This window comes from Streptomyces sp. M41(2017) (genome assembly GCF_002078175.1).
GTDB lineage: Bacteria > Actinomycetota > Actinomycetes > Streptomycetales > Streptomycetaceae > Streptomyces.
In genome coordinates this window covers 5,306,612-5,326,404 of sequence record NZ_MWFK01000001.1, presented here as the reverse complement: position 1 = coordinate 5,326,404, position 19,793 = coordinate 5,306,612, and the positions used below count along the sequence as shown (strand labels likewise).

General features: G+C 72.3%; 18 protein-coding genes. 7 read left to right on the top strand and 11 right to left on the bottom strand.

The genetic code is table 11. The features are described 5' to 3' along the window. The first annotated feature begins 62 nt into the window (after nt 1–62). The 4 genes from B0675_RS23265 to B0675_RS23250 all read left to right on the top strand — a co-directional run bounded on the left by B0675_RS23265 (nt 63) and on the right by B0675_RS23250 (nt 3,821). Nucleotides 63–1,739 carry an FAD-dependent oxidoreductase gene (locus tag B0675_RS23265; RefSeq protein WP_081220752.1) on the top strand — a complete coding sequence of 559 codons (1,677 nt, stop codon included), beginning with the start codon at nt 63–65 and terminating at the stop codon, nt 1,737–1,739. Next, on the top strand, nt 1,736–3,196 hold the full coding sequence (locus B0675_RS23260; RefSeq protein ID WP_081220751.1) for an ATP-binding protein: 1,461 nt from the start codon (nt 1,736–1,738) through the stop codon (nt 3,194–3,196). Before B0675_RS23265 ends, B0675_RS23260 begins: the two co-directional genes overlap by 4 nt. Continuing rightward, entirely contained in the window at nt 3,193–3,543 is a 351-nt protein-coding gene (locus B0675_RS23255; protein WP_081220750.1) for a UBP-type zinc finger domain-containing protein, read from the top strand. The genes B0675_RS23260 and B0675_RS23255 overlap by 4 nt, the downstream gene beginning before the upstream one ends. A 62-nt stretch (nt 3,544–3,605) precedes the next feature. After that, nucleotides 3,606–3,821 carry a hypothetical protein gene (locus B0675_RS23250; RefSeq protein WP_081220749.1) on the top strand — a complete coding sequence of 72 codons (216 nt, stop codon included), beginning with the start codon at nt 3,606–3,608 and terminating at the stop codon, nt 3,819–3,821. Here the strand turns inward: B0675_RS23250 and B0675_RS23245 are convergent. Together B0675_RS23245 and B0675_RS23240 are read right to left on the bottom strand one after the other, a co-directional pair. After that, nucleotides 3,806–4,291 carry a hypothetical protein gene (locus B0675_RS23245; protein WP_081220748.1) on the bottom strand — a complete coding sequence of 162 codons (486 nt, stop codon included), beginning with the start codon at nt 4,289–4,291 and terminating at the stop codon, nt 3,806–3,808. The two genes, B0675_RS23250 and B0675_RS23245, sit on opposite strands and share 16 nt — an antisense overlap. Before the next feature lie 157 nt (nt 4,292–4,448). Beyond that, the gene (locus tag B0675_RS23240) at nt 4,449–5,897 is read right to left on the bottom strand and encodes a serine hydrolase domain-containing protein (RefSeq protein ID WP_081220747.1); all 1,449 of its coding nucleotides are present in this window, start codon (nt 5,895–5,897) and stop codon (nt 4,449–4,451) included. A gap of 340 nt (nt 5,898–6,237) precedes the next feature. On the opposite strand from B0675_RS23240, the gene B0675_RS23235 reads away from it, so the two are divergent. Beyond that, complete coding sequence (locus tag B0675_RS23235) at nt 6,238–7,914, top strand: serine/threonine protein kinase (protein WP_347109430.1); 1,677 nt, start codon at nt 6,238–6,240, stop codon at nt 7,912–7,914. 22 nt (nt 7,915–7,936) lie between these two features. Here B0675_RS23235 and tgmB read toward each other — a convergent pair whose 3' ends face one another. Together tgmB and tgmA are read right to left on the bottom strand one after the other, a co-directional pair. Continuing rightward, complete coding sequence (gene tgmB / locus B0675_RS23230; RefSeq protein ID WP_081220745.1) at nt 7,937–8,893, bottom strand: ATP-grasp ribosomal peptide maturase; 957 nt, start codon at nt 8,891–8,893, stop codon at nt 7,937–7,939. Between the two features lie 13 nt (nt 8,894–8,906). Next, the gene (tgmA, locus tag B0675_RS23225) at nt 8,907–9,098 is read right to left on the bottom strand and encodes a putative ATP-grasp-modified RiPP (protein ID WP_081220744.1); all 192 of its coding nucleotides are present in this window, start codon (nt 9,096–9,098) and stop codon (nt 8,907–8,909) included. Nucleotides 9,099–9,362: 264 nt separating this feature from the next. Here tgmA and B0675_RS23220 point away from each other — a divergent pair, with 264 nt between their 5' ends. Next, the gene (locus tag B0675_RS23220) at nt 9,363–10,379 is read left to right on the top strand and encodes a hypothetical protein (protein WP_081221956.1); all 1,017 of its coding nucleotides are present in this window, start codon (nt 9,363–9,365) and stop codon (nt 10,377–10,379) included. Between the two features lie 150 nt (nt 10,380–10,529). On the opposite strand, the gene B0675_RS23215 is transcribed toward B0675_RS23220, so the two are convergent. Continuing rightward, complete coding sequence (locus tag B0675_RS23215; RefSeq protein ID WP_081220743.1) at nt 10,530–11,684, bottom strand: NAD(P)/FAD-dependent oxidoreductase; 1,155 nt, start codon at nt 11,682–11,684, stop codon at nt 10,530–10,532. A 73-nt stretch (nt 11,685–11,757) separates the two neighbouring features. Next, nucleotides 11,758–12,492, bottom strand: coding sequence for a TetR/AcrR family transcriptional regulator (locus B0675_RS23210; RefSeq protein ID WP_081220742.1), 735 nt, complete (start codon nt 12,490–12,492; stop codon nt 11,758–11,760). A gap of 181 nt (nt 12,493–12,673) precedes the next feature. Here B0675_RS23210 and B0675_RS23205 point away from each other — a divergent pair, with 181 nt between their 5' ends. Next, complete coding sequence (locus B0675_RS23205) at nt 12,674–13,372, top strand: DUF2238 domain-containing protein (protein WP_081220741.1); 699 nt, start codon at nt 12,674–12,676, stop codon at nt 13,370–13,372. A gap of 28 nt (nt 13,373–13,400) precedes the next feature. Here the strand turns inward: B0675_RS23205 and B0675_RS23200 are convergent, their stop codons facing one another. The 5 genes from B0675_RS23200 to B0675_RS23180 all read right to left on the bottom strand — a co-directional run bounded on the left by B0675_RS23200 (nt 13,401) and on the right by B0675_RS23180 (nt 19,758). Continuing rightward, the gene (locus B0675_RS23200; protein ID WP_081220740.1) at nt 13,401–14,384 is read right to left on the bottom strand and encodes an aldo/keto reductase; all 984 of its coding nucleotides are present in this window, start codon (nt 14,382–14,384) and stop codon (nt 13,401–13,403) included. Nucleotides 14,385–14,456: 72 nt separating this feature from the next. After that, nucleotides 14,457–15,413 (bottom strand): DUF389 domain-containing protein, encoded by a 957-nt coding sequence (locus tag B0675_RS23195; protein ID WP_081220739.1) that lies wholly within the window; start codon nt 15,411–15,413, stop codon nt 14,457–14,459. After that, nucleotides 15,404–17,182 (bottom strand): cation:proton antiporter, encoded by a 1,779-nt coding sequence (locus tag B0675_RS23190; protein ID WP_081220738.1) that lies wholly within the window; start codon nt 17,180–17,182, stop codon nt 15,404–15,406. The genes B0675_RS23195 and B0675_RS23190 overlap by 10 nt, the downstream gene beginning before the upstream one ends. Before the next feature lie 57 nt (nt 17,183–17,239). Beyond that, nucleotides 17,240–18,283 carry a cytochrome d ubiquinol oxidase subunit II gene (locus B0675_RS23185; protein WP_081220737.1) on the bottom strand — a complete coding sequence of 348 codons (1,044 nt, stop codon included), beginning with the start codon at nt 18,281–18,283 and terminating at the stop codon, nt 17,240–17,242. Continuing rightward, nucleotides 18,280–19,758 (bottom strand): cytochrome ubiquinol oxidase subunit I, encoded by a 1,479-nt coding sequence (locus tag B0675_RS23180; protein WP_081220736.1) that lies wholly within the window; start codon nt 19,756–19,758, stop codon nt 18,280–18,282. The genes B0675_RS23185 and B0675_RS23180 overlap by 4 nt, the downstream gene beginning before the upstream one ends. Nucleotides 19,759–19,793: the final 35 nt, after the last annotated feature.

Here is a 19,793-nt window from a genome sequence, read left to right as displayed (position 1 = left end):
CCGGCGTGCCTCGCGGCGTCCGTCGGACGGCGACGCAACTGACCTCTCGGGGTGGGAGACCAATGACCCAGGCCGCCAGTCCAGCGCGGACCGTCATTCTGACCGTCGATGACGATCCCGGGGTGTCGCGCGCCGTCGCCCGTGACCTCAGGCGGCGCTACGGCGAGGAGCACCGCATCGTGCGCGCCGAGTCCGGGGACGCCGCCCTCGACGCCCTGCGCGAGCTGAAGCTGCGCGGGGACCAGGTGGCCGTGATCCTCGCCGACTACCGGATGCCGCAGATGGACGGCATCGAGTTTCTCGAACAGGCGATCGACGTCTTTCCGGGAGCCCGTCGGGTGCTGCTGACCGCGTACGCGGACACGAACGCGGCGATCGACGCGATCAACGTCATCGACCTCGACCACTACCTGCTCAAGCCCTGGGACCCGCCGGAGGAGAAGCTCTACCCGGTGGTCGACGACCTCCTGGACGCATGGCGGGCCAGCGACTACAAGCCCGTGGGGGCCTGCAAGGTCGTCGGGCACCGCTGGTCGGCCCGCTCCTCGGGAGTGCGGGAGTTCCTGGCCCGGAACCAGGTGCCGTACCGCTGGTACTCCTCCGACACACCGGAGGGCGAGCGCCTGCTCAGGGCCGCCGGACAGGACGGCCAGCGGCTGCCCCTGGTGATCACCCCGGAGGGCACACCGCTCGTCGAGCCGGACGACCACGACATCGCGGCGCACGTCGGGCTGGCCACGACACCCACCTCGGAGTTCTACGACCTCGTCGTCATCGGCGGCGGTCCGGCGGGACTCGGCTCCGCCGTGTACGGGGCGTCGGAGGGCCTGCGGACCGTGCTCGTGGAGCGGTCCGCGACCGGCGGGCAGGCGGGCCAGAGCTCCCGGATCGAGAACTACCTCGGCTTCCCCGACGGCGTCTCGGGGGCACAGCTCACCGACCGGGCGCGGCGGCAGGCCGCCAAGTTCGGCGCCGAGATCCTCACCGCGCGCGAGGTGACCGGACTGGAGGTGACCGGCGCGTCGCGGACCATCCGCTTCTCCGACGGCTCCTCGATCTCGGCGCACGCCGTGATCCTCGCGACCGGCGTGTCGTACCGGCAACTGGACGCGCCCGGCCTGGACGACCTCACGGGCTGCGGAGTGTTCTACGGCTCGGCGCTCACCGAGGCGGCCGCCTGCCAGGGCCACGACGTGTACATCGTGGGCGGCGCGAACTCCGCCGGCCAGGCAGCGATGTACCTGGCGCGCGGCGCGAAGTCCGTGACCATCCTGGTGCGCGGTCCGTCGCTGGCCGCGTCGATGTCGCACTACCTGATCGAGCAGATCGAGAACGCGCCCAACATCACGGTCCGCCCCGGCACGGTCGTCGAGTCGGCGCACGGCGGCGACCACCTGGAGCAGCTGACGCTGCGCGACGTGGAGAGCGGCCACACCGAACTCGTCGACGCGCAATGGCTGTTCGTGTTCATCGGAGCGGCGCCGCTGACCGGCTGGCTGGACGGCACGGTGCTGCGGGACGGCCGCGGGTTCATCATGGCGGGACCGGACATGACGCCCGACGGCCAGCCACCGCGCGGCTGGGAACTGGACCGGCCGCCGTACCACCTGGAGACCAACGTGCCCGGCGTCTTCGTGGCCGGCGACGCCCGCGCGGAGTCGGCGAAGCGGGTCGCGTCCGCGGTCGGAGAGGGAGCCATGGCCGTCATGCTCGTCCACCGTTATCTGGAGCAGTCGTGAGCGGGCGACAGACGCCGTGCGACGTCGCGGAACTCGGCACGCTCTTCCTGTTCGAGAAGCTCGACGACGACCAGCTCGACCGGCTGTGCCGGGAAGGCCGCGTCGAGCTGTTCGACCCCGGACCGGTCTACGCCGAGGGCGACCCGGCCACCTGCTTCTACGTGCTGCTCGAAGGCACCGTGGTGATGTCCCGGCGGGTCGGCGGCGACGACGTGGAGATCAGCCGGACCTCGCAGCGCGGGGTGTACGCCGGGGCGATGCAGGCCTATCTGAACGGCCGGAACGAGGAGGTCTACAAGGGGTCCGTACGGGTCACCGAGCCTTCCCGCTTCTTCGTACTGCCGGCGGAGAAGTTCGCCGCCGTCCTGCGCGACTGGTTCCCGATGGCCGTGCACCTGCTGGAGGGCATGTTCTTCGGCAGCCAGAACACCCAGCGCACCATCGGGCAGCGCGAGCGGCTCCTGGCGCTCGGCTCGCTGTCCGCGGGTCTCACGCACGAGCTGAACAACCCGGCCGCCGCGGCGGTGCGGGCCACCTCGGCGCTGCGTGACCGGGTGGCGCACATGCGGCAGAAGCTCGGCGTCATCGCGTCCGGTCCCTACGCGCGCGACACGCTGGAGACGCTCGTCGAGATCCAGGAACGGACCGCGGAACAGGTCGCCAAGGCCACGCCGCTGACCCCCATGGAGGCGTCCGACCGGGAGGACGCGCTCGGCGACTGGCTCGACGACCACGGCATCGCCGGCGGCTGGCAGCTGGCGCCGACGTTCGTGCAGGCGGGGCTCGACACCGACTGGCTGGACCAGGTCGCGGCGGCGGTGGACGGGCCGACCCTCGAAGGCGCGGTCCGCTGGCTGAACTACACGGTCGAGACCGAGCTGCTCATGAACGAGATCGAGGACTCGACCACCCGAATCTCGCATCTGGTGGACGCGGCCAAGCAGTACTCGCAGATGGACCGCGCGCCCTACCAGGTCGCCGACGTGCACGAACTGCTCGACAGCACCCTGATGATGCTCGCCGGCAAGATGGGTCCCGGCATCAAGGTCGCCAAGGAGTACGACCGGTCGCTGCCCCGGATCCCCGCCTATCCCGGCGAGTTGAACCAGGTGTGGACGAACCTCATCGACAACGCCGTCTCGGCGATGGACGGCGAGGGGAAGCTGACGGTGCGCACCGCCCTCGACGGCGACAATGTGCTCGTCGAGTTCCACGACACCGGCTCCGGGGTGCCCGACGAGATCCGTGACCGCATCTTCGACCCCTTCTTCACGACCAAACCGGTGGGTGAGGGCACCGGCCTCGGCCTGGACATCTCCTGGCGGATCGTCGCCAACAAGCACCACGGCAGCCTGGCGGTGCGGTCCACACCCGGGGACACCCGCTTCCAGGTCCGCCTCCCCCTGACCGGTTCGGACACCCCTGCCACCCCTGACACCTCTGAGGAGTCGACATGACCACGCCGAACGGAATCGATCCCTCCGTCCCGCCGAGCGGCACCGGCTGCACCGAGTGCGACGCCTCCGGCGGCTGGTGGTTCCACCTTCGGCGCTGCGCCCAGTGCGGCCATGTCGGCTGCTGCGACGACTCCCCGTCGAAGCACGCCACCTCGCACGCGCAGAGCACCGGACACCCGGTCATCCAGAGCTTCGAGCCCGGCGAGAACTGGTTCTGGGACTACGACACCTCACAGCTGTACGACTCGGGGCCCGAGCTCGCTCCGCCGGGAAGCCACCCGCTGGACCAGCCCACTCCGGGGCCGGCGGGACGCGTCCCGGCGAACTGGGCCGAGACCCTGCGCTGAGTCCCGCGGCCGGTTTCGCCCGTCCGGATGCGCGACGCGCCGGGGAGGACGATCCTGGAGACATGTCCGGACGGGCTCCTTTGGTCGTGCATCCGGCCCTGAACACCAGCGGCCGCCAGGTGACCGCGCGTGGCGAGAGCCTCGGCGTGGCGTTCTCCGACGAGGATCTGCTGGAATTCCTCGGCCGGGCCGGACTGCCGGACGCCGAGGATCTGCTGGACGATCCGGCGTGGGTCAAGTGGCGTGGCGGTCAGGCGCACTTCTACGGAGCCGGATAGCGGCCGGAGCCGGGTCGGGGCGGCAGCACGGCGAGGGTGCCGTTGGCCTGGCGCAGCGCGAGTTCCAGGGGCAGGGCGGGATGAAGAGCGCCGGTTCCGTCCGGCGGAATGACCCACTCCAGCGACCCGGCGGACCGGTAGGGCGGCGGTACGGCCACCCAGGACCCCCTGCCGAGGTGACGGAGCCCCGCGCCCACCCACCTGCTGGCCGGGTCGGGCGGCAGGAAGAAGCCGACACGGTGGGCCGCGGCGTCGAGCAGGGTGGGGCCCGGGGGCATGGCCGGATCGCACCAGAGGATGTCGAGGGCGATCAGGCCCAACGGCTCGGGGACGCTGAGCACGTCCCAGTAGCGCCCCGCCTCCAGGAGCACACCGCCGCTCCCCCGGTCCCATTCCCGTTTGCACACCTTCGGGTCCGTCGCGGCGGCGGCGAGCCACTCCACACTCTGGGTCCACGTCGCGTTCGTCATGGCTCACCCCGGGGTCGTCCGCTCCGTCCTGCGGACGCGGAGTCGGGCACGGACCGGGGGCCCGCGGTCGTGCCTCAGTCCCTCGGCATATGCATGGTGGTGGACTTCGCCCTGTGGCGGAAGGGGTGGCGCGGCATGGCGTTCCGCTATGGCCGGTTCACGCCGGGTACGAGGGTGCTCGCAGAGAGTGCAGGGAACGCGCGTGCAGCGGGGCGGTGTGCCAGCGCGCGGTGAACGTCCCGTCGGGGAGCGAGCAGGTCACGGTGAGGCGGTGCGGGGTCTCCACGAACAGCACGTCGACGCTCAGGGTGTCCGGGTCGGTCCAGCCGCCGCTGACCGCCGTGGGCGCCGGCCCCTCGTCGAGGGTCCAGCCGGTTCCCAGCCGCAGGTCGAGCCGCGTGTCGCCCTCCACGAGCGTGACGCGCCGCCCCTGGTCGCCGTCGGCCACGAGCACCCGCGTGAGGGTCGGCACCGCGTCGCAGTGTCCGCCCGCCGGAGTGAAGGCCGTGTCCGACCACCCGTGGGTCCGTCCGGCCGGTTCGGGGGTCGCGGCGACCGCCGGGAGGGCGAGCCGGGCGAGGCGCCGCCCCAGAGCCTCGTCGGCTCCGCCGTGGTCCTGGGCCGGCAGCGGCGCCGGTCCGAAGGCGGGCAGCAGATGCCGCCACATCAGGTTCAGCAGCTCCTGCAGCTGCTCGGTCGCCGCGGTCGTGGCGATCACCGCGTCGTGCTCGGGCAGGACGACGCAGAACTGCCCGTACGCGCCGTCGCCCCGGTAGCCGTGCCGCGACCGCCAGAACTGGAGCCCGTACCCCTGCTGCCAGTCCGAGCGGGCGCCCTCGGGGCTGCCGTCCGCGGTGGAGACGTGTGCGCGGGTCGCCTCGGTGATCCACGAGGCGGGCAGGATCCGCCGCCCCTCCCAGACGCCTCGGCCGAGATACAGCTGTCCGAGCCGGGCGACCGCGTCGGTCGCCGCGTGCATCCCGCTGAAGCCGATCTCCCGGCCCGCCCTGTTCCGCGTCCAGGCCGTCTCGCCGATGCCCAGCGGGTCGAACAGCCGCGTCCGCAGCCAGCCGGTCAGCGTCTGGCCGGTCACCTTCTGGACGATGCTCGCGAGTGCGTAGGTGGCGGACTGGTTGTAGGCGAACACCGTCCCCGGTTCGCGGTCCGGCGGGATCAGCAGGAAGCCCCGGACGGTCTCCTTCGGGTCGAGCAGGACCGCGTCGCCCCAGGTGTCGACGAGATGCCCGGAGGCCATGGCGGCGACGTGCCGGACGAGCAGGGCACGGCTGCGGGGATCGGTGATGTCCGCGTCGAACTCGGGGAAGTAGGAGAGCACCGGCTCGTCGAGGTCCAACAGGCCCTCGGCGGAGGCGAGTCCGGCCGCCGTGGACGTGAAGCTCTTGCTGAGCGAGTAGAGCAGTTGCAGGCGCTCGGGTGTGTACGGGGCCCACCAGCCGGAGGCGACGAGGTGCCCGTGGCGCAGGATCATCAGGCTGTGCGGCTCGATGTCCGGGGCGGACTCCACGGCGTCGAGGAACGCGGTGATCCCGGCGGCGTCGACTCCCTGCTCGGCGGGCGTGCTGACGGGCAGCGGACGGGCACTCATACGGACGGCCTCCGGGCGGCTCGGGCGGTGGACGGCTGCGCGGCACGGTGCTTCAGAGGAGGCACTGTGTGCAGATGGCATCTTTCCGGGGCGTCCCACGCGTGTCCATGGCCGGCCGGCACGAAGGCCTTCGCGTGCTCCCGTACGAACCCGCGGATCGCGCGGCGGGCGGTCCCCGAACCGCGGCCTGAACTGTTCGTACGTGCACGCGACTTCGGAGATGCCACGAAAAGACAGGCATCTCGGCGCGCTCCGCGTTGAACACTCTTCGTCACCTCTCGCGTACTTCCGGGAAAGGTGGGGGCCGGGTGAGCAACGAGGGATGGCGATGGTGGTCACGGTGCACGACTCAGTGGGCGAGCTGGTCGCCGGGAGATACCTGCTGCTCGACGTCGTCCTGCGCGAGGAGGGCCGGACCTGCTGGCTCGGCCAGGACTCCGCCCTGCGCCGGCCGGTCGTCCTGACCCGGTCGCGCGTGGCGGCTCCGGCCGCGGCGGCCGAGGCGTCCGCCGCGGGAAGCGAGGCGTCGGCGTCCGGGGACGCTCTACGCGGGGAGACCGAAGGGCGGGCCGCCGACCGCATCCTGCGGGCGGCCCGGGTCCTCGGGGCGGCCTGCCCCGGCCGGGTGGCCGCCGTCCTCGACGTGATCGAGGAGCCCGGTTCCGTGTGGACGGTCACGGAGCGGCCCCCCGGCACCCCGCTGACCGATCTCCTCTCGGGCGGCCCCGTCGGGCACGTCCGGGCGGCCCGCGTCGGACTCGGTGTCCTCGACGTCCTCGCCGCCGCCCACGCCGAGGGACTGCCGCACGGGGAGCTCGGTCCGGGACAGGTCTGGACGGACGAGTTCGGCACGGTCACGGTGACCGGCTTCGGCCAGGCGGAGTCGAAGGACGCCCCGCGCCTCACGGCTCCCGCGTACGCCTCTCCCGAACAGGCCCGCGGTGAGGGCGGCGCAGCGGCGGCCGACCTGTGGGCGCTGGGCGCCCTGATGTACGCGATGACCGAGGGACGGCCCGCCGTCCGGGACCGGGGCAGGCTCGACGCGACGCTCCGGGCGGTCGACCGGCTGCCGATCAGGGCACCGCTGCGCGCCGGACCGCTCGCGCCGGCCGTCCAGGGCCTGCTGCGCTGGGACCCAGCGGAACGGATTCCGGAAACCGTCGTGCGCGAGTCCTTGACCCGCATTCTCCGGCAGGACCTCGAGGAGGCCGAAGCGCCCGGGCAGCCCAACGGGTTCCTCGGTCCCGGCACCGACGTCACGGAACGGCAGGCGGGTGCGCGTCCCGAGGGACACGCGCCGGGAGGGCGGCTCACCGGCCGGCCCGTGCTGCTCGGCGGCGCGCTCGTCGCCACGGTCGCGGTCCTCGCGGTCCTCGCGGTGACGGGCGGCCTGCCGGGCGGGGACAAGACCGGCGCGTCCGCCGCCACGTCCGCGCCGTCGCGGTCCGCCGGCGTGCTGCCGCCGGGTCCGGTCCCCACGGCCCCCGTCGCACCCTCCGGCCGCACTCCTTCGGGCTCGCCGTCGCCGTCCGGCGGCGCCGGCGGGAACCTGCCGGACGGTTTCGTCACCTATCGGGCGGCCCAGGGCTTCTCCGTCGCCCTTCCGCGAGCGTGGAAGCCCGTGGACACGCAGGCGTCGGACGATCTCTCGTACCGGGTCACCTTCGGCGCGAGCGGCGACCCGCGCACCCTGGCCGTCACGTACAGCACACAGCTCGGGCCGGATCCGGTCGCCGTGTGGAGCGACCTGGAGCCCGCGCTGCGCGCCGACACCGCCGGATACCGGCGGGTGGGCGCCATCCGGGCCGTGACCTACCGCGGCATGAAGGGCGCCGACATGGAGTGGTTCTCGGGTTCCGGGAAGGAGCGGCTGCGTACGTTCGGGCGGGGATTCCTCGTCGGCGGTCACCGGGGCTTCTCGCTGCGCTGGACGACCCCCGCGGTGGACCGGGGCACGACAACGGACCGGCGGGCCCTGGACGCCGTGCTCGCGTCCTTCCGGCCCCCGGTGGGCTGAGTCACGTCATCAGGGGTTCACGTCAATGTCCTTCCGGAATCCGGAAGCCGGGTCTTCGCAGCGCCAGCCACAGGGCGACCTCCTCCGCGATGGGCTGACCGGTCTCCAGTTCGACGAACCCGAACTGACCGCCCTGGTTGCACTCCAGGAACCACCACACGCCGTCCGCGTCCTCGGCGAAGTCGAAGGCCGCGTAGGCGAGTCCGGTGAAGACGAGGTAGTCGTGGACCGCGCGCCCGATGCGCTCGGGCACCGCCGCCAGCGGCTCCCAGCCGTTCTCCGTCTCGCCGAACCGGCCGTCCACCTGACCGGGCTCGGCGGCCTTGCGGGCCGCGAACATCCGGTTGCCGATCGCGGTGAGCCGGATGTCGGCCCGCTTGGGGATGTAGCGCTGGAGCAGCGCGGGACCGGCCGCGACGCCGGAGAAGTCCGTGTCCGGTCCGACGAGCGTGGTCGGCAGGGCCACCCGGGGTTCGCCGGGCGGCGGCCCCGAGGCGGACTTCACCACGACGTCCCGGTACTCCTGGACGAACTGCTGCGCCACCCGGGGAGCGGTCGTGATGACCGTGGGCGGCACCGCGAATCCGCTGCTGTGCGCCACCCGCAGCTGCCACGGCTTGTGCCGCGCCTGTTCGGCACGGCGCGGGTGGTTCATCCAGCGGGTCGAAGCGGAGTAGAGCATGCCGAACAGGGCCTGCCGCGTCTCGGCGGTGAGCCACGCGGAGGGTTCGGCGGCGTGCGCCGCCGGCTCGCCCGGCCTGCGCACCCACACGGAGCGCAGGCCTCCCATGCTGAGCACATGGCCGTTGACCGACAGGTAGCCGTCGAAGTCACCGTGGGCGTAGTCGGCGGAGAGCACCGCCTTGCCGGGCAGGTCGGCAGGGTCGAGGCGCACCATGGGCACGCCCCGCTCATGCAGTTTGGCCACCACCATGTCGGCGGTGACGTCCTGCTCGGCCGTGAGAATGAGAACCGTCATGCGCGCGTTTCCGTCAGTCGTCGAAGTGCGTCTGGGAACCGGCCGTCGACGTCGTGGTGCCGGTCGCCAGCAGCAGCGCGCGATCGGTGACGGCCGGGCGGCCGTCGGGCAGCACGTTCAGTTGCAGGGCCGTATCGAAGTGGTACGGGGGTATTGCGGCCGACTGCCCTGAGGGCAGGGCGTAGTTGAGAGTGAACGGTCGCACGAAAAATCCTCCCGCGGTCGTACGATGGTCGGCACCCACCCGTACGTGACACGGCCGTAAGGAATTCATCACTTTCCGCCACATCGGGGTGAAGGCCATCACATCGCGTCGTTTCTGGCTTACTTGTTTCGGATTTACTTGGGTGTCCGCTTGGTTCCGCTCCACGCGTGGTTACTTGGTTTTCACGCAGAGCTTGGGCCAATGCTTCATTCTCCGTGACATCAACGCCCCACCATCCCAGGAGAGTTCCCGGTGACCGTTGCCATCGCCTCGACCGAAGACTTCGTCGTGCGCCCCGAGGTTCCGAACCCCGTCGAGCGGGACGCCCGCGACTTCGGCGCCTACGCGCGGACCGGCGGCTGGGCCTTCGGGCTCAAGGTCGCGCGCAGCGTCCGCCCCGGCGGCCAGTCGGCCGACGAGACGCCCAAGGTGTCCGCGAAGGACTTCGCCGAACTCGCCGGATGCTCCCCGGAGCGGGTCATGCGCTACTACAAGGCGTGGGACAGGGCCGCCGACGACGGTCTGGTGCCGCACTTCGAGATCCTGCTGCCGGGTGAGGACATCGAGCTGCCGGACGCCGAGGTCTGGTCCTCGTACTACGTGTCCCGCTCCAGTGCCGCCTCCGAGCGGGGCACCGCGATCGCCGAGGCCGCGGAGGCCGAGGGCATCCGTCCGACCAAGGCGCTGGAGGTGGCGGAGAACCCGACCGCGCTGCGCGCGGCGATCCTCGCCGATCCGTCGACGGCCCAGGCGGCCCGGGCCGCGCTCCTGGACCGGGTGAAGGAGGACCCCGCCCTCCAGACCGAGCTGGCCCGTGACATCGCCCGCACGGACGAGCTGAAGAAGGCGGTCGCCACCGAGAACAGGGCCGCCGACCGCATCGGCTATGTGCGCCAGATCGCGGAGAAGGGGCAGATCAGGACGGCGGCCGGGCAGACGCTCGACGCCCCGGCGGAACTGCGCTCCGAGGCCGAACGCCACCTGTCCCTCCTCGACGAGCTCGACGAGGGCGAGGACTCGGGCGAGTGGGCGTCGGAGGCGTACGACACGATGAAGAACCTGGTCGTCGAGACGGTGGAGGCCGACCCCGAACTGCGCGTCCAGGAGCGGCGGACGAAGTTCTACAACAGCCTGCAGAAGGCGACGAAGGTCTTCGAGGAACTGACCTTCGACGACGCCGACGACATCTACGAGGACGACATGGTGCAGCGGCTGGAGGAACTCCAGGAGGCGATCGGCACCGCCATCACGGCGCTGCGCGGGGCGGCGGCCCGGGACTGAACCGGCGCGCACGGCCGCACGGGAGGGACTCCCGTGCGGCCGTGCGCTCGTCTCGGCCGGCCCGGGGGCGAGTCGCGGGACCGCGGTCGCGGGGCGATGAGTTGCCGTGCCCGCAGGAATGGCGGCCCGTCACCCGCCGCGCCGCGTACGTCAGTCCGCGTCGGGACCGTAGGAGTCCATGAGGTCGAGCAGGCTCTGCGGGGTGCCCGGGCCGAAGCAGACCTCCAGGTTCGCCGCCGACTCGGCCGCCGCCCGCTCCGAACGCGGGAACAGCGCCTCCTCGTAGACGGTCAGGGCCTTCTCGGTGTCGTCCGGGTGGGCGGCGAGGGCCAGGGCGAGTTCGGCGCCGTCGAGCATCGCGAGGTTGGCGCCCTCGCCGGCGAACGGGGACATCAGGTGGGCGGCGTCCCCGAGAAGCGTGACCCCGGGGACACGGTCCCAGCGCACGTCGACCGGCAGCGCGTGGATCGGCCGGGCGACGAGCGCGCCGTCCGCCTCGGCGACCAGGGAGCGCAGACTGTCGTCCCAGCCCTCGAAGTACTCCAGCACGCCCCGCTTCGCCGCCTCGGTGTCGGAGAAGTCGACGGGGCCGGAGACCGCCCAGTCCGCGGAGGTCCGCAGAGCGGCGTAGACGTGCAGCGAGCCGTCCGGGTCACGGTGGCCGAGGAACCCCTTGCGGTCCGCGAGCGCGAACAGGAGACCGCCGCCGACCACGCCCGCGCCCTTCGGGTGCCGGGTGTCCGCGTCCGCGAGGTGCATCTCGACGAAGGACAGTCCGGTGTACGCCGGGGTGGCGTCGGTGAGCAACGGCCGCACCCTGGACCACGCTCCGTCGGCGCCGATCAGGAGGTCGGCGGTGAAGGTGCTCCCGTCGGCGAGCGTCACCTCGTGACGGCCTCCGACGAGGGTCCGTACGGCGGTGGCCTTGGCGCCCCAGCGGACGGTGCCCTCGGGCAGCGAGCCGAGCAGGACGTCGCGCAGGGCGCCGCGGGAGACCTCCGGGCGCTGCCCGTCCTCGCCCGAATCCTCGCGCAGGAGCGTGCCGTCCTTGTCGATGATCCGGGTGGCCTCACCGTCGGCGTGGATGATGGCGCGGAAGGCGTCGTAGAGCCCCGCGGCACGCAGCGCGGCCTGTCCGGACTCCTCGTGCATGTCGAGCATGCCGCCCTGGGGACGGGCGGTGGGTGAGGCGTCGAGGTCGTACACGGCGGCCTCGACTCCCTTGCTGTGCAGGACACGGGCCAGCATGAGGCCGCCGAGTCCGGCGCCGATCACGGCGATGGGGTGGTGGGGGGTGGTCGTCATGACTGTCTCCTTGCGCTGAGGCCGGCGTCACCGAGGGGCGGCGCCACGCGGGGTCACGGCCGGAGGCCGCCGGTCACGGGGTGTCGGTCGGGGGCGGGGTGCCGGGCACGTCGGGCGTGTCCGGGCGGGGGGTGTGCACGACGCCGTTGATCAGGACCTGGAGGCCCCAGTGGAGGCGGGCCTCGCCCGGTCCGGAGAGCAGGTCGCTTCCCAGTTCGGCGATGTGCGGATGCCGTTCGCCGGAGGCGCCGCGCACGGCCGTGGAGAGCGCCGCCCACTCGCCCGCGCTGTCGGCCGCGTCCTTCTCCCCCGCCGCGTGCTCCGCCGCGGTGGCGGTGGCGAACTGCAGCAGCGCGTCGATGCCCCAGGCCGCTCGGGGCCCGGGGACCCCGCCCTCGTCGAGCAGGGCGAGCAGCGCCTCGACCAGGTCGAGATAGCGCTCGCCGGAGGGGCGTGCCACCAGGGCGGACCGGGCGAGCCCCGGGTGCTCGAACAGGACATCGGTGTAGGAGGTGAGGACCCGTACGAGCCGGTCGCGCCAGTCGCCGTCGCCGCGGACCGGACTCAGGTCGACCCCGCCGAGGAGGTCGTCGAGCACGGCGGCGTGCAGTTCCGCGGTGTTGCGCACGTAGACGTAGAGCGAGGCCGGGCCGGTGTCGAGTTCCTGCGCCAGGCGGCGCATGGTCACGCGCTGAAGGCCCTCGGCCCGCATCACCGCGACGGCGGCCCGGACGATGCCGTCCCTGGTCAGGGCCGGTTTCGCGGGGCGTTCACGACGACTGGGGCGGGGGGCGGGATGGTCTGTCACTTCTCCAGGCTAACGAACATGTTCGTTACGAACAAGTACGGCACGAACATGTTCGTCACAGCGGGCGCCGTTGCCGCGGGGGCCTGCCCGCATACACAGCGCGCCGGTGAGTAGCCGTACTCATGTCGTCGCCCCGGCCCTCCCCGACCATGGGGGCACCTCAATCCCAAGGAGCCCGCTCATGCCCGGATCAGCTCTCGCCCCGTCCTCCCGCCACTCGCTCTCCCCGCGGCGGGACCGGCGCCGGCACCTGCCCGCCGTCCTCGCCGGCGTGGTGGTGCTGGGCATGGCGGCCTCCGCCTGGCGTCCGCACGACCTGACGACCTGGCTGCTGGAGACGGTGTGGGTGCTCGTCGGGCTGCCGCTGGTGCTGCTGACCTGGCGTCGATTCCCGCTGACGAACCTGCTCTGCTGTCTGCTCGCCGCGCACGCGCTGGTGCTCGCGGCGGGCGGCCACTGGACCTACGCGCAGGTGCCGCTGGGCGACTGGGTGCGCGACGGCCTCGGCCTCGACCGCAATCCGTACGACCGGTTCGGGCACCTCATGCAGGGCTTCGTGCCGGCGGTCCTGGTACGGGAGGTGCTCAGCCGGACGTCACCGCTGCGGGGCAGTCGGTGGCTCGCGCCGCTGACGGTGTGCGCCTGCCTCGCCTTCAGCGCCCTCTTCGAGCTGTTCGAGTGGGCGGCGGCGGTGATCGGCGGACACGCGGCGGACGACTTCCTGGCGACCCAGGGCGATGTCTGGGACACCCAGTGGGACATGTTCTGCGCCCTGATCGGCGCGGTCGTATCGGTGCTGGTGCTCAGCCGGCTGCACGACCGGCAGCTCGGCGCGCTCCCGGCGGCGGACGTCAGGCCCTCAAGCGCCTCAAGTGCCTGACGTCCACCGCCGGGTACCGGACCGCCTTCTACCAGCGGCCCTCGACCTGCTCCTTGATCCGCCGCTCGTACAGCTCCTCGACGGCGTCCAGCGTCGCGCGCGACAGCTCCGGGAGCTTCGCCGCCGTCGCGTTGAGACGCGCCTGCTCCGGAGAGCGCGCCCCGGGGATCACCGTGGTCACCCCCGGCTGCTGCACGATCCAGCGCAGCGCCAGCTGGGCCGGCGTGTACCCCTCGGGTGCGAGCGCGGAGAACTCGGCCGCCGCCTCCACCCCCGTGGCGAAGTCGATGCCGGAGAAGGTCTCGCCCTGGTCGAAGGCCTCACCGTGGCGGTTGTAGGTCCGGTGGTCGTCGGCCGCGAACACGGTGTCCTTGGTGTACTTGCCGGACAGCAGGCCGGAGGCCAGCGGAACCCGGGCGATGATCCCGACGCCCGCCTCCCTGGCGGCCGGCAGCACCTCCCGCAGCGGCTTCATGCGGAAGGCGTTGAGGATGATCTGCACGCTCGCCACGTTCGGGCGGGCGATCGCGGTCAGCGCCTCGGCGCACGTCTCGACGCTCACGCCGTACGCCGCGATCCGCTCCTCCTCGACCAGGGTGTCGAGCGCGTCGTACACCGCGTCCGAGGAGTACACGGGGGTCGGCGGGCAGTGCAGCTGCACCAGGTCGATCCGGTCGACGCCCAGGTTGCGGCGCGAACGGTCGTTCCAGGCACGGAAGTTGTCGAGGACGTAGTTCTCCGGGATCTGGTCGACGCGGCGGCCCATCTTGGTGGCGACCTCGACGTGCAGGTCCGGCCTCGCGCTCAGGAACGTCGCGATGGTCTCCTCGCTGCGCCCGTCGCCGTACACGTCGGCGGTGTCGAAGAACGTCACCCCCGACTCCGCCGCCGCCTCCAGAACGGTGAGGGCGTCCTTCTCGCTCACCTCGCCCCAGTCGGCACCCAGCTGCCAGGTGCCGAGACCGATGACCGACGCATGCTGACCCGACCTGTGGAATTCGCGCTCGTCCATGGCGTCAGTCTGACACTTCCCCCCGGCCGGACCGGACGCCCCCGCTCCGCGCGTCCCCCGCCCGCCGCGCCGTCACCCGGTGGCCGCGCGCGCGTCCCGCCGGCCCACCCGGCGCCAGATGGCGCGCTGGCTCCGCAGGGTGAGCGCGCCGACCACGATCAACACCGACACGTTGATGAGGAGTTGGATGATCGATCCGCGTGCCTCGGTCCAACTGCCGAAGGCGGCGGAGACACTGAAGTCGGCGGCCGCGGGGATGGTGGTCACGGAGATGAAGACACCGAGGAGTGCGCTCGTCCGCGCCTCGGTCAGCGACACGACCCCCACCACGCCGGCCAGGGTGGCGACGGCGATCGAGAAGAAGTCGGGTGTGTCGATCAGGCTGGAGACGGGCCGCACCCCCTTGCCGAACGCCGGGGACTCCAGGCCGAATCCGCGGATCACCAGCGCGAAGAGGAAGGTCGCCACGATCGCCATCAGGAACCCGGCCAGCAACGCCGTCAGCCCTTGCCGGATCCTCGGGCCCGAGCGCCGGTCGATGCCCAGCGCGACACTGACGATGGCCCCGTACTCGGGTCCGACCACCATCGCCGCGACGATGAGGATCTGCGAGTTGGTGACGATCCCGACGGCGCCGATGAGTCCGGCGACCACCAGATAGAGATAGAAGCTCGGCGCGTAGGTGCCCTGCGCCCGGATGCGCGCCTCCACCTCCTCCCAGACGGGTGCCCGGGAGAGCGCCCCGAGCCGGTGGGTCCCGACCTCTCGTGCGGCCCGTCCCGACAGGGCCATGTCGACCGGTTCGATGACGATCGAGCCGCGCTCGTCCAGGCGCAGGTCCCGCAGCCCGCGCAGCAGAGCGTTCGCGCCCCCGGTCAGCACGTCGCAGGCGAGGGCGTCACCGTCGGGGTGCCGGGCGATGCCGGGCTGCACCACGAGGTTGAGGACGCACGGGTCGGCGGCGAGGAGCGCGACCACCGCGTCGGTCAGCTCGGCGGGGCTCACCATCCGGACGTGGATCATGTCCATGCGGGGGCCTTTCCGGACCCGGGCGGGCCGAGCACGACAGCGGTGTCGCCCGCCCCCGGTTCGGGGGTGCGGGTCCGGGTGACCGGGTCGAGCCGCCCGTCGGGCCGTACGAGGAACAGCAGCGCGTGGCCGTCCGGGAGGCCCTCGCCGGCCGGGCGGCAGACGATCCGGGCACCCTCCTCGTAGCGGCGGGCCAGTTCCGGTCTGCTCAGCTCCCCTCCGAAGAGCGTGTCACCGGGGGTGTACGGCGCGACGACGCCGTGACTCGAACCGGGGGGCCCGAGCCGGTGCACGAACCCGTCGACCGTGCCGCTCAGATGCGCGGAGGCCAGCGCGTTGAAGTCGTCCTCCTCGGTGAGCAGCAGCACGCCGGTGATCCCTTCGAGTTCGGCGCCCTCGCCGGTGGCGGCGGCGAGCAGTTCGCCCGGCGCGAGCGGCAGCCCGGCGGCGCGGATCAGGTCGCGTTGCCGTTCCTGTCCCGCCCACATCAGCACGTCGAGTCCCGCGGTCCGCAGGGCAAGGCCGAGGTCCACGGCCCACGGGTCCCCGCCGACGAGCAGCGGACGGGCGCGCGCCGGCCGGAGCACGCCGAGCCGCCGGGCGACGGGGTGGGCGGTCAGGCCGTACAGCGTGACCGTGGTGACGATGACCAGGAACGTGGCGGGCAGGATCTTCTGGGCTCCGCCGACGTGGCCGGCGACCAGGGTGGCGGAGAAGGTCGACGCGGTGGCCGCGGCGACGATGCCGCGCGGGGCCATCCAGCCGATGAAGGCCCGTTCGCCGCGCGGGACATCGGTGCCGAGCGTGGACACGAACGCGACGAGCGGGCGGACCACCAGGACGAGCGCGGCGACGAGGACGAGGGTGGGCAGGGCGACGTGCCGCAGGGAGGACGGTGTGACCGTCGCGGAGATGGAGATGAACAGCAGCCCGATGATCAGGGACACCAGGGTCTCCAGGAACGGGCGGCGCGCGGGGAGGTTCATGCCCGGCAGGTTGGCCAGGGCCATGCCCATCACCACGGCGGCGATGAGACCTGTGTCGTCCCGGATCGCGTCGCAGGCGGCGGCCACTCCCACCGCGGCGGCCAGCTGCACGGTGGTGCCGAGCACCTCGCCGAGGTTCAGCCGGCGCAGGAGCAGCCACAGCACGGCGGCCCCGACGGCTCCCCCGACGAGTCCGATGGCCGAACTCGCCGCGAACTGACCGATCTTGCCGGCCGGGCCCCGGCCGTCGTTCGCGACGACCGCGTGGAAGACGAGCGCCCCGAGGATGCCCCCGACGGCGTCGATGAGGGAGCCCTCCCAGATCAGGATCCGCTGCAGCCGCTCGGTCGGGCGCACGAAGTCGAGCAGCGGGCCGACGACGGTGGGGCCCGAGACGATCAGGATCACGCCGAGCATGACGGCCGCGCTCTTCGACATCCCGAGCAGCGGCACGGCGAGCACGGTGGCGCCGGCCCAGGTGATCAGTGCCCCGAGCCAGATCAGCCGGACGACCACCCGCCGCATGTGACCGTGCAGCCTGCGGATGTCCAGGCCGAGCCCGGCCTCGTAGAGGATCACCGCGACGGCGAGCGACACCATCGGTGAGAAGGCGTCGCCCAGCAGGTTGTCCGGGTGGACGACGTCGGTGAGGGCGCCCGCGGCGAAGCCGACCGGCAGCAGGACGATCAGGGCCGGAATACGGAGCCGGCTCGCCAGCAGTTGGGAGCCGACGGCCAGGACGACGATCAGTCCCAGTCCTTCGAGCACCTGATTGTCCGTCACGGCAGCCTCCTGGCCGGTCGGCTGGACCGGCGGTCGATTCCTTGGGTCGGGGGCCGGTCAGCTCTCGCCGGACGGTCGGGCGCCGCCCTCGACGTCCGCGTCGGTCTGGGCCTCCAGCAGGCCGTGGGTGTCCAGGCGGTAGAGCACCACGAGGGCGGGCCCCACCAGGACGACCGCGACGCCGGTGACGATCAGCAGCCAGTGCAACGACGCCGGCGCGCCGGCGGCCTGCTGCACCGTGAGGGACGTCGGCACCAGGTAGGGCCGCTGGGCCGCTCCCCAGCCGGCGATCACCAGGGCCACGGCGGCCACCGAGGTGAAGCGGGCCCAGCCCGCGGCCCTTCCGGCGACCAGCCAGGCGGTGGCCGCCGCGGCGACCGCGGCGAGGACGACCAGCAGCAGCCCCAGGCCGTGGGTGAGCCGGTCGTACACGTACGACGTGTGGTCGCGGGTCTCGGCGAGGCCGATCAGGGCGAGGACGGCCACGGCGGCGAGGCTGCACCAGGCGCGGCGCCGGAAGTACAGGACCATGTCGGGGGCGTCGAAGCGATGAGCGTCCGCGGTCAGGAACACGGCTCCGAGGAACGCGGTGGCCGCGACGGCGAGGAGTCCGGCGACGACGGAGGTCGTGCTGGCCCAGACGTGCGCGGTGGCCGTGGTTCCGGGGGCCGCCCGGCCGGAGGCGACTCCGCCGACCGCCGCGCCCAGGAAGAACGGGGTGAGCAGGGAGGCGACGGCGAACACGGCCCCGAAGAAACGGCGTTGGGCGAGCCGTCGGCTGGGCTTGCGCAGGGCGAACCCCGCTCCGCGCAGCACGAGGCCGACGGCGGCGAGGGCGAGCGGCAGCCACATCGAGCTGAACACCGCCTCGAAGAAGACCGGGAAGCCGGTCCACATGAGGACGAGGACGAAGATCAGCCAGACGTTGTTGACCTCCCAGACCGGCTCCATGGCGTGGTCGATCAGGTCGCGCGGCCGTCTCCCGCGCCGGGTGCCGCCCGCGGTCAGGTCCCAGAACCCGGCACCGTAGTCGACGCCGCCGCCACAGGCGTAGGCCGCTGTCGCGAGGAGCAGGATCCAGGCAGCCACCGTGGCGGTCATCGGGTGTCCCCCGGCTCGGAGCGGGACTCCGGTGGACCGGCGCCCCCGGTGGCCTCGACCGTCTCCCGGCGGGGTCCGTACGGCGTGTCGAGTTCCGGGTCGTGCTCGTCCCCGCCGTGCGGCTCCGTGCCCGCGACCCGCCACCGCCGGCTCATCCGGAGGACGATTCCGAGGAACGCGCCGAACATGAGCACGTAGACGACCACCACGATCCCGAACATGATCCACAGGGAGGTGGCGGGGGTGGACGTCACCGCGTCCGAGACCCGCATGTGCTGGTAGACGATCCAGGGCTGGCGGCCCACCTCGGTGGTGATCCATCCGCACTCGACGGTCACGACGCTGGCCACGCCCGCGAGTGCCGCGCAGCGGAAGAACCAGACGGAGCGGGGCAGGTCGCGGCGGCGGAACCAGCACCAGCCGTACCAGAGCGCGAGGAGGATCAGCACGCTGCCGATGCCGGCCATGATGTCGAACGTCCAGTGCACGATGGTGGCCTGGGTGGGGGTGGGCCGGTCCGCCGCGGGCACGGACGTCAGCCCGTTGACCTTGGTGCCGGGGCTTCCGCCCGCCAGGATCGAGTCCAGCTGCGGGACCTTGATGCCCCCGGTGACGCTGCCGTCGGGGTGCAGCCGGCCGAAGAGGTACTCGGGGACGTGCGTGTCCGTCTTCCAGACCAGCTCCGCGGCGGCGAACTTCACCGGCTGCTTCTGGTAGACCTGCCGGGTGATGTTGTCGCCGAGGAAGAACTGCACCGGGGTGAGGATCGCCGCGACGGTGAACGGCACGCAGAACCCGAGCCGGTGGTACCGGTCCCGGCGCCCCCGCAGCCACCCGACCGCGTACACGCCGGCCACCACATAGCCCGCCGTCAGGAACATCGCGACGACGAAGTGCCAGTACTGGGGGCCGAACATCGGGGTGAACACGGCCGAACGGATGTCGACGTCGGTCGGTCTGCCCCGGGAGTCGAGCCGGAAGCCCTGCGGGGTGTTCATCCACGCGTTCGCGCCGATGATGCCGAAGGCCCCGAGCAGCGCCGCGAGCGGCAGCGGGGTGGCGAGCCAGAAGTGGGGCCATGGCTTCAGACGCCGCCAGCCGTAGAGGTAGACGGCGATGAGGACGGCCTCCAGGAAGAACGCCCAGGCCTCCACGCCGAATCCGAGGCCGAAGACGTCACCCCAGGTGCCCATCATCTTCGGCCACAGCAGCCCGAACTCGAAGGACAGCACGGTGCCGGTGACGATGCCCACGGCGAACTGCACGGCCATGACGGCGGACCAGCGCCGGGCGAGCAGGAGCGCGACGGGGTCCTTCCTGCGCAGCGCCCGGTGGTGCATGACGAGCGTGATGAACGGCAGGGCCACACCGAGCGGCACGATGATGATGTGGGTGGCCAGGGTGAAGGCCATCAGCTCGCGCGCGGGGAGCATCTGCGCGGGAGCGTCGGCCAGGAGGGTCAATGCCTTGTTCATGCTGGCCTATCGGCTGGTGACGACGGTGGGAGGTG

Coding starts and splice junctions, on each gene's coding strand:
- B0675_RS23245 (WP_081220748.1), bottom strand. CDS start 4,291: ATGACGAACGCGACGTGGACCCAGAGTGTGGAGTGGCTCGCCGCCGCC.
- B0675_RS23240 (WP_081220747.1), bottom strand. CDS start 5,897: ATGAGTGCCCGTCCGCTGCCCGTCAGCACGCCCGCCGAGCAGGGAGTC.
- B0675_RS23255 (WP_081220750.1), top strand. CDS start 3,193: ATGACCACGCCGAACGGAATCGATCCCTCCGTCCCGCCGAGCGGCACC.
- B0675_RS23185 (WP_081220737.1), bottom strand. CDS start 18,283: ATGACCGCCACGGTGGCTGCCTGGATCCTGCTCCTCGCGACAGCGGCC.
- B0675_RS23200 (WP_081220740.1), bottom strand. CDS start 14,384: ATGGACGAGCGCGAATTCCACAGGTCGGGTCAGCATGCGTCGGTCATC.
- B0675_RS23195 (WP_081220739.1), bottom strand. CDS start 15,413: ATGGACATGATCCACGTCCGGATGGTGAGCCCCGCCGAGCTGACCGAC.
- B0675_RS23265 (WP_081220752.1), top strand. CDS start 63: ATGACCCAGGCCGCCAGTCCAGCGCGGACCGTCATTCTGACCGTCGAT.
- B0675_RS23250 (WP_081220749.1), top strand. CDS start 3,606: ATGTCCGGACGGGCTCCTTTGGTCGTGCATCCGGCCCTGAACACCAGC.
- B0675_RS23180 (WP_081220736.1), bottom strand. CDS start 19,758: ATGAACAAGGCATTGACCCTCCTGGCCGACGCTCCCGCGCAGATGCTC.
- B0675_RS23205 (WP_081220741.1), top strand. CDS start 12,674: ATGCCCGGATCAGCTCTCGCCCCGTCCTCCCGCCACTCGCTCTCCCCG.
- tgmB (WP_081220745.1), bottom strand. CDS start 8,893: ATGACGGTTCTCATTCTCACGGCCGAGCAGGACGTCACCGCCGACATG.
- B0675_RS23215 (WP_081220743.1), bottom strand. CDS start 11,684: ATGACGACCACCCCCCACCACCCCATCGCCGTGATCGGCGCCGGACTC.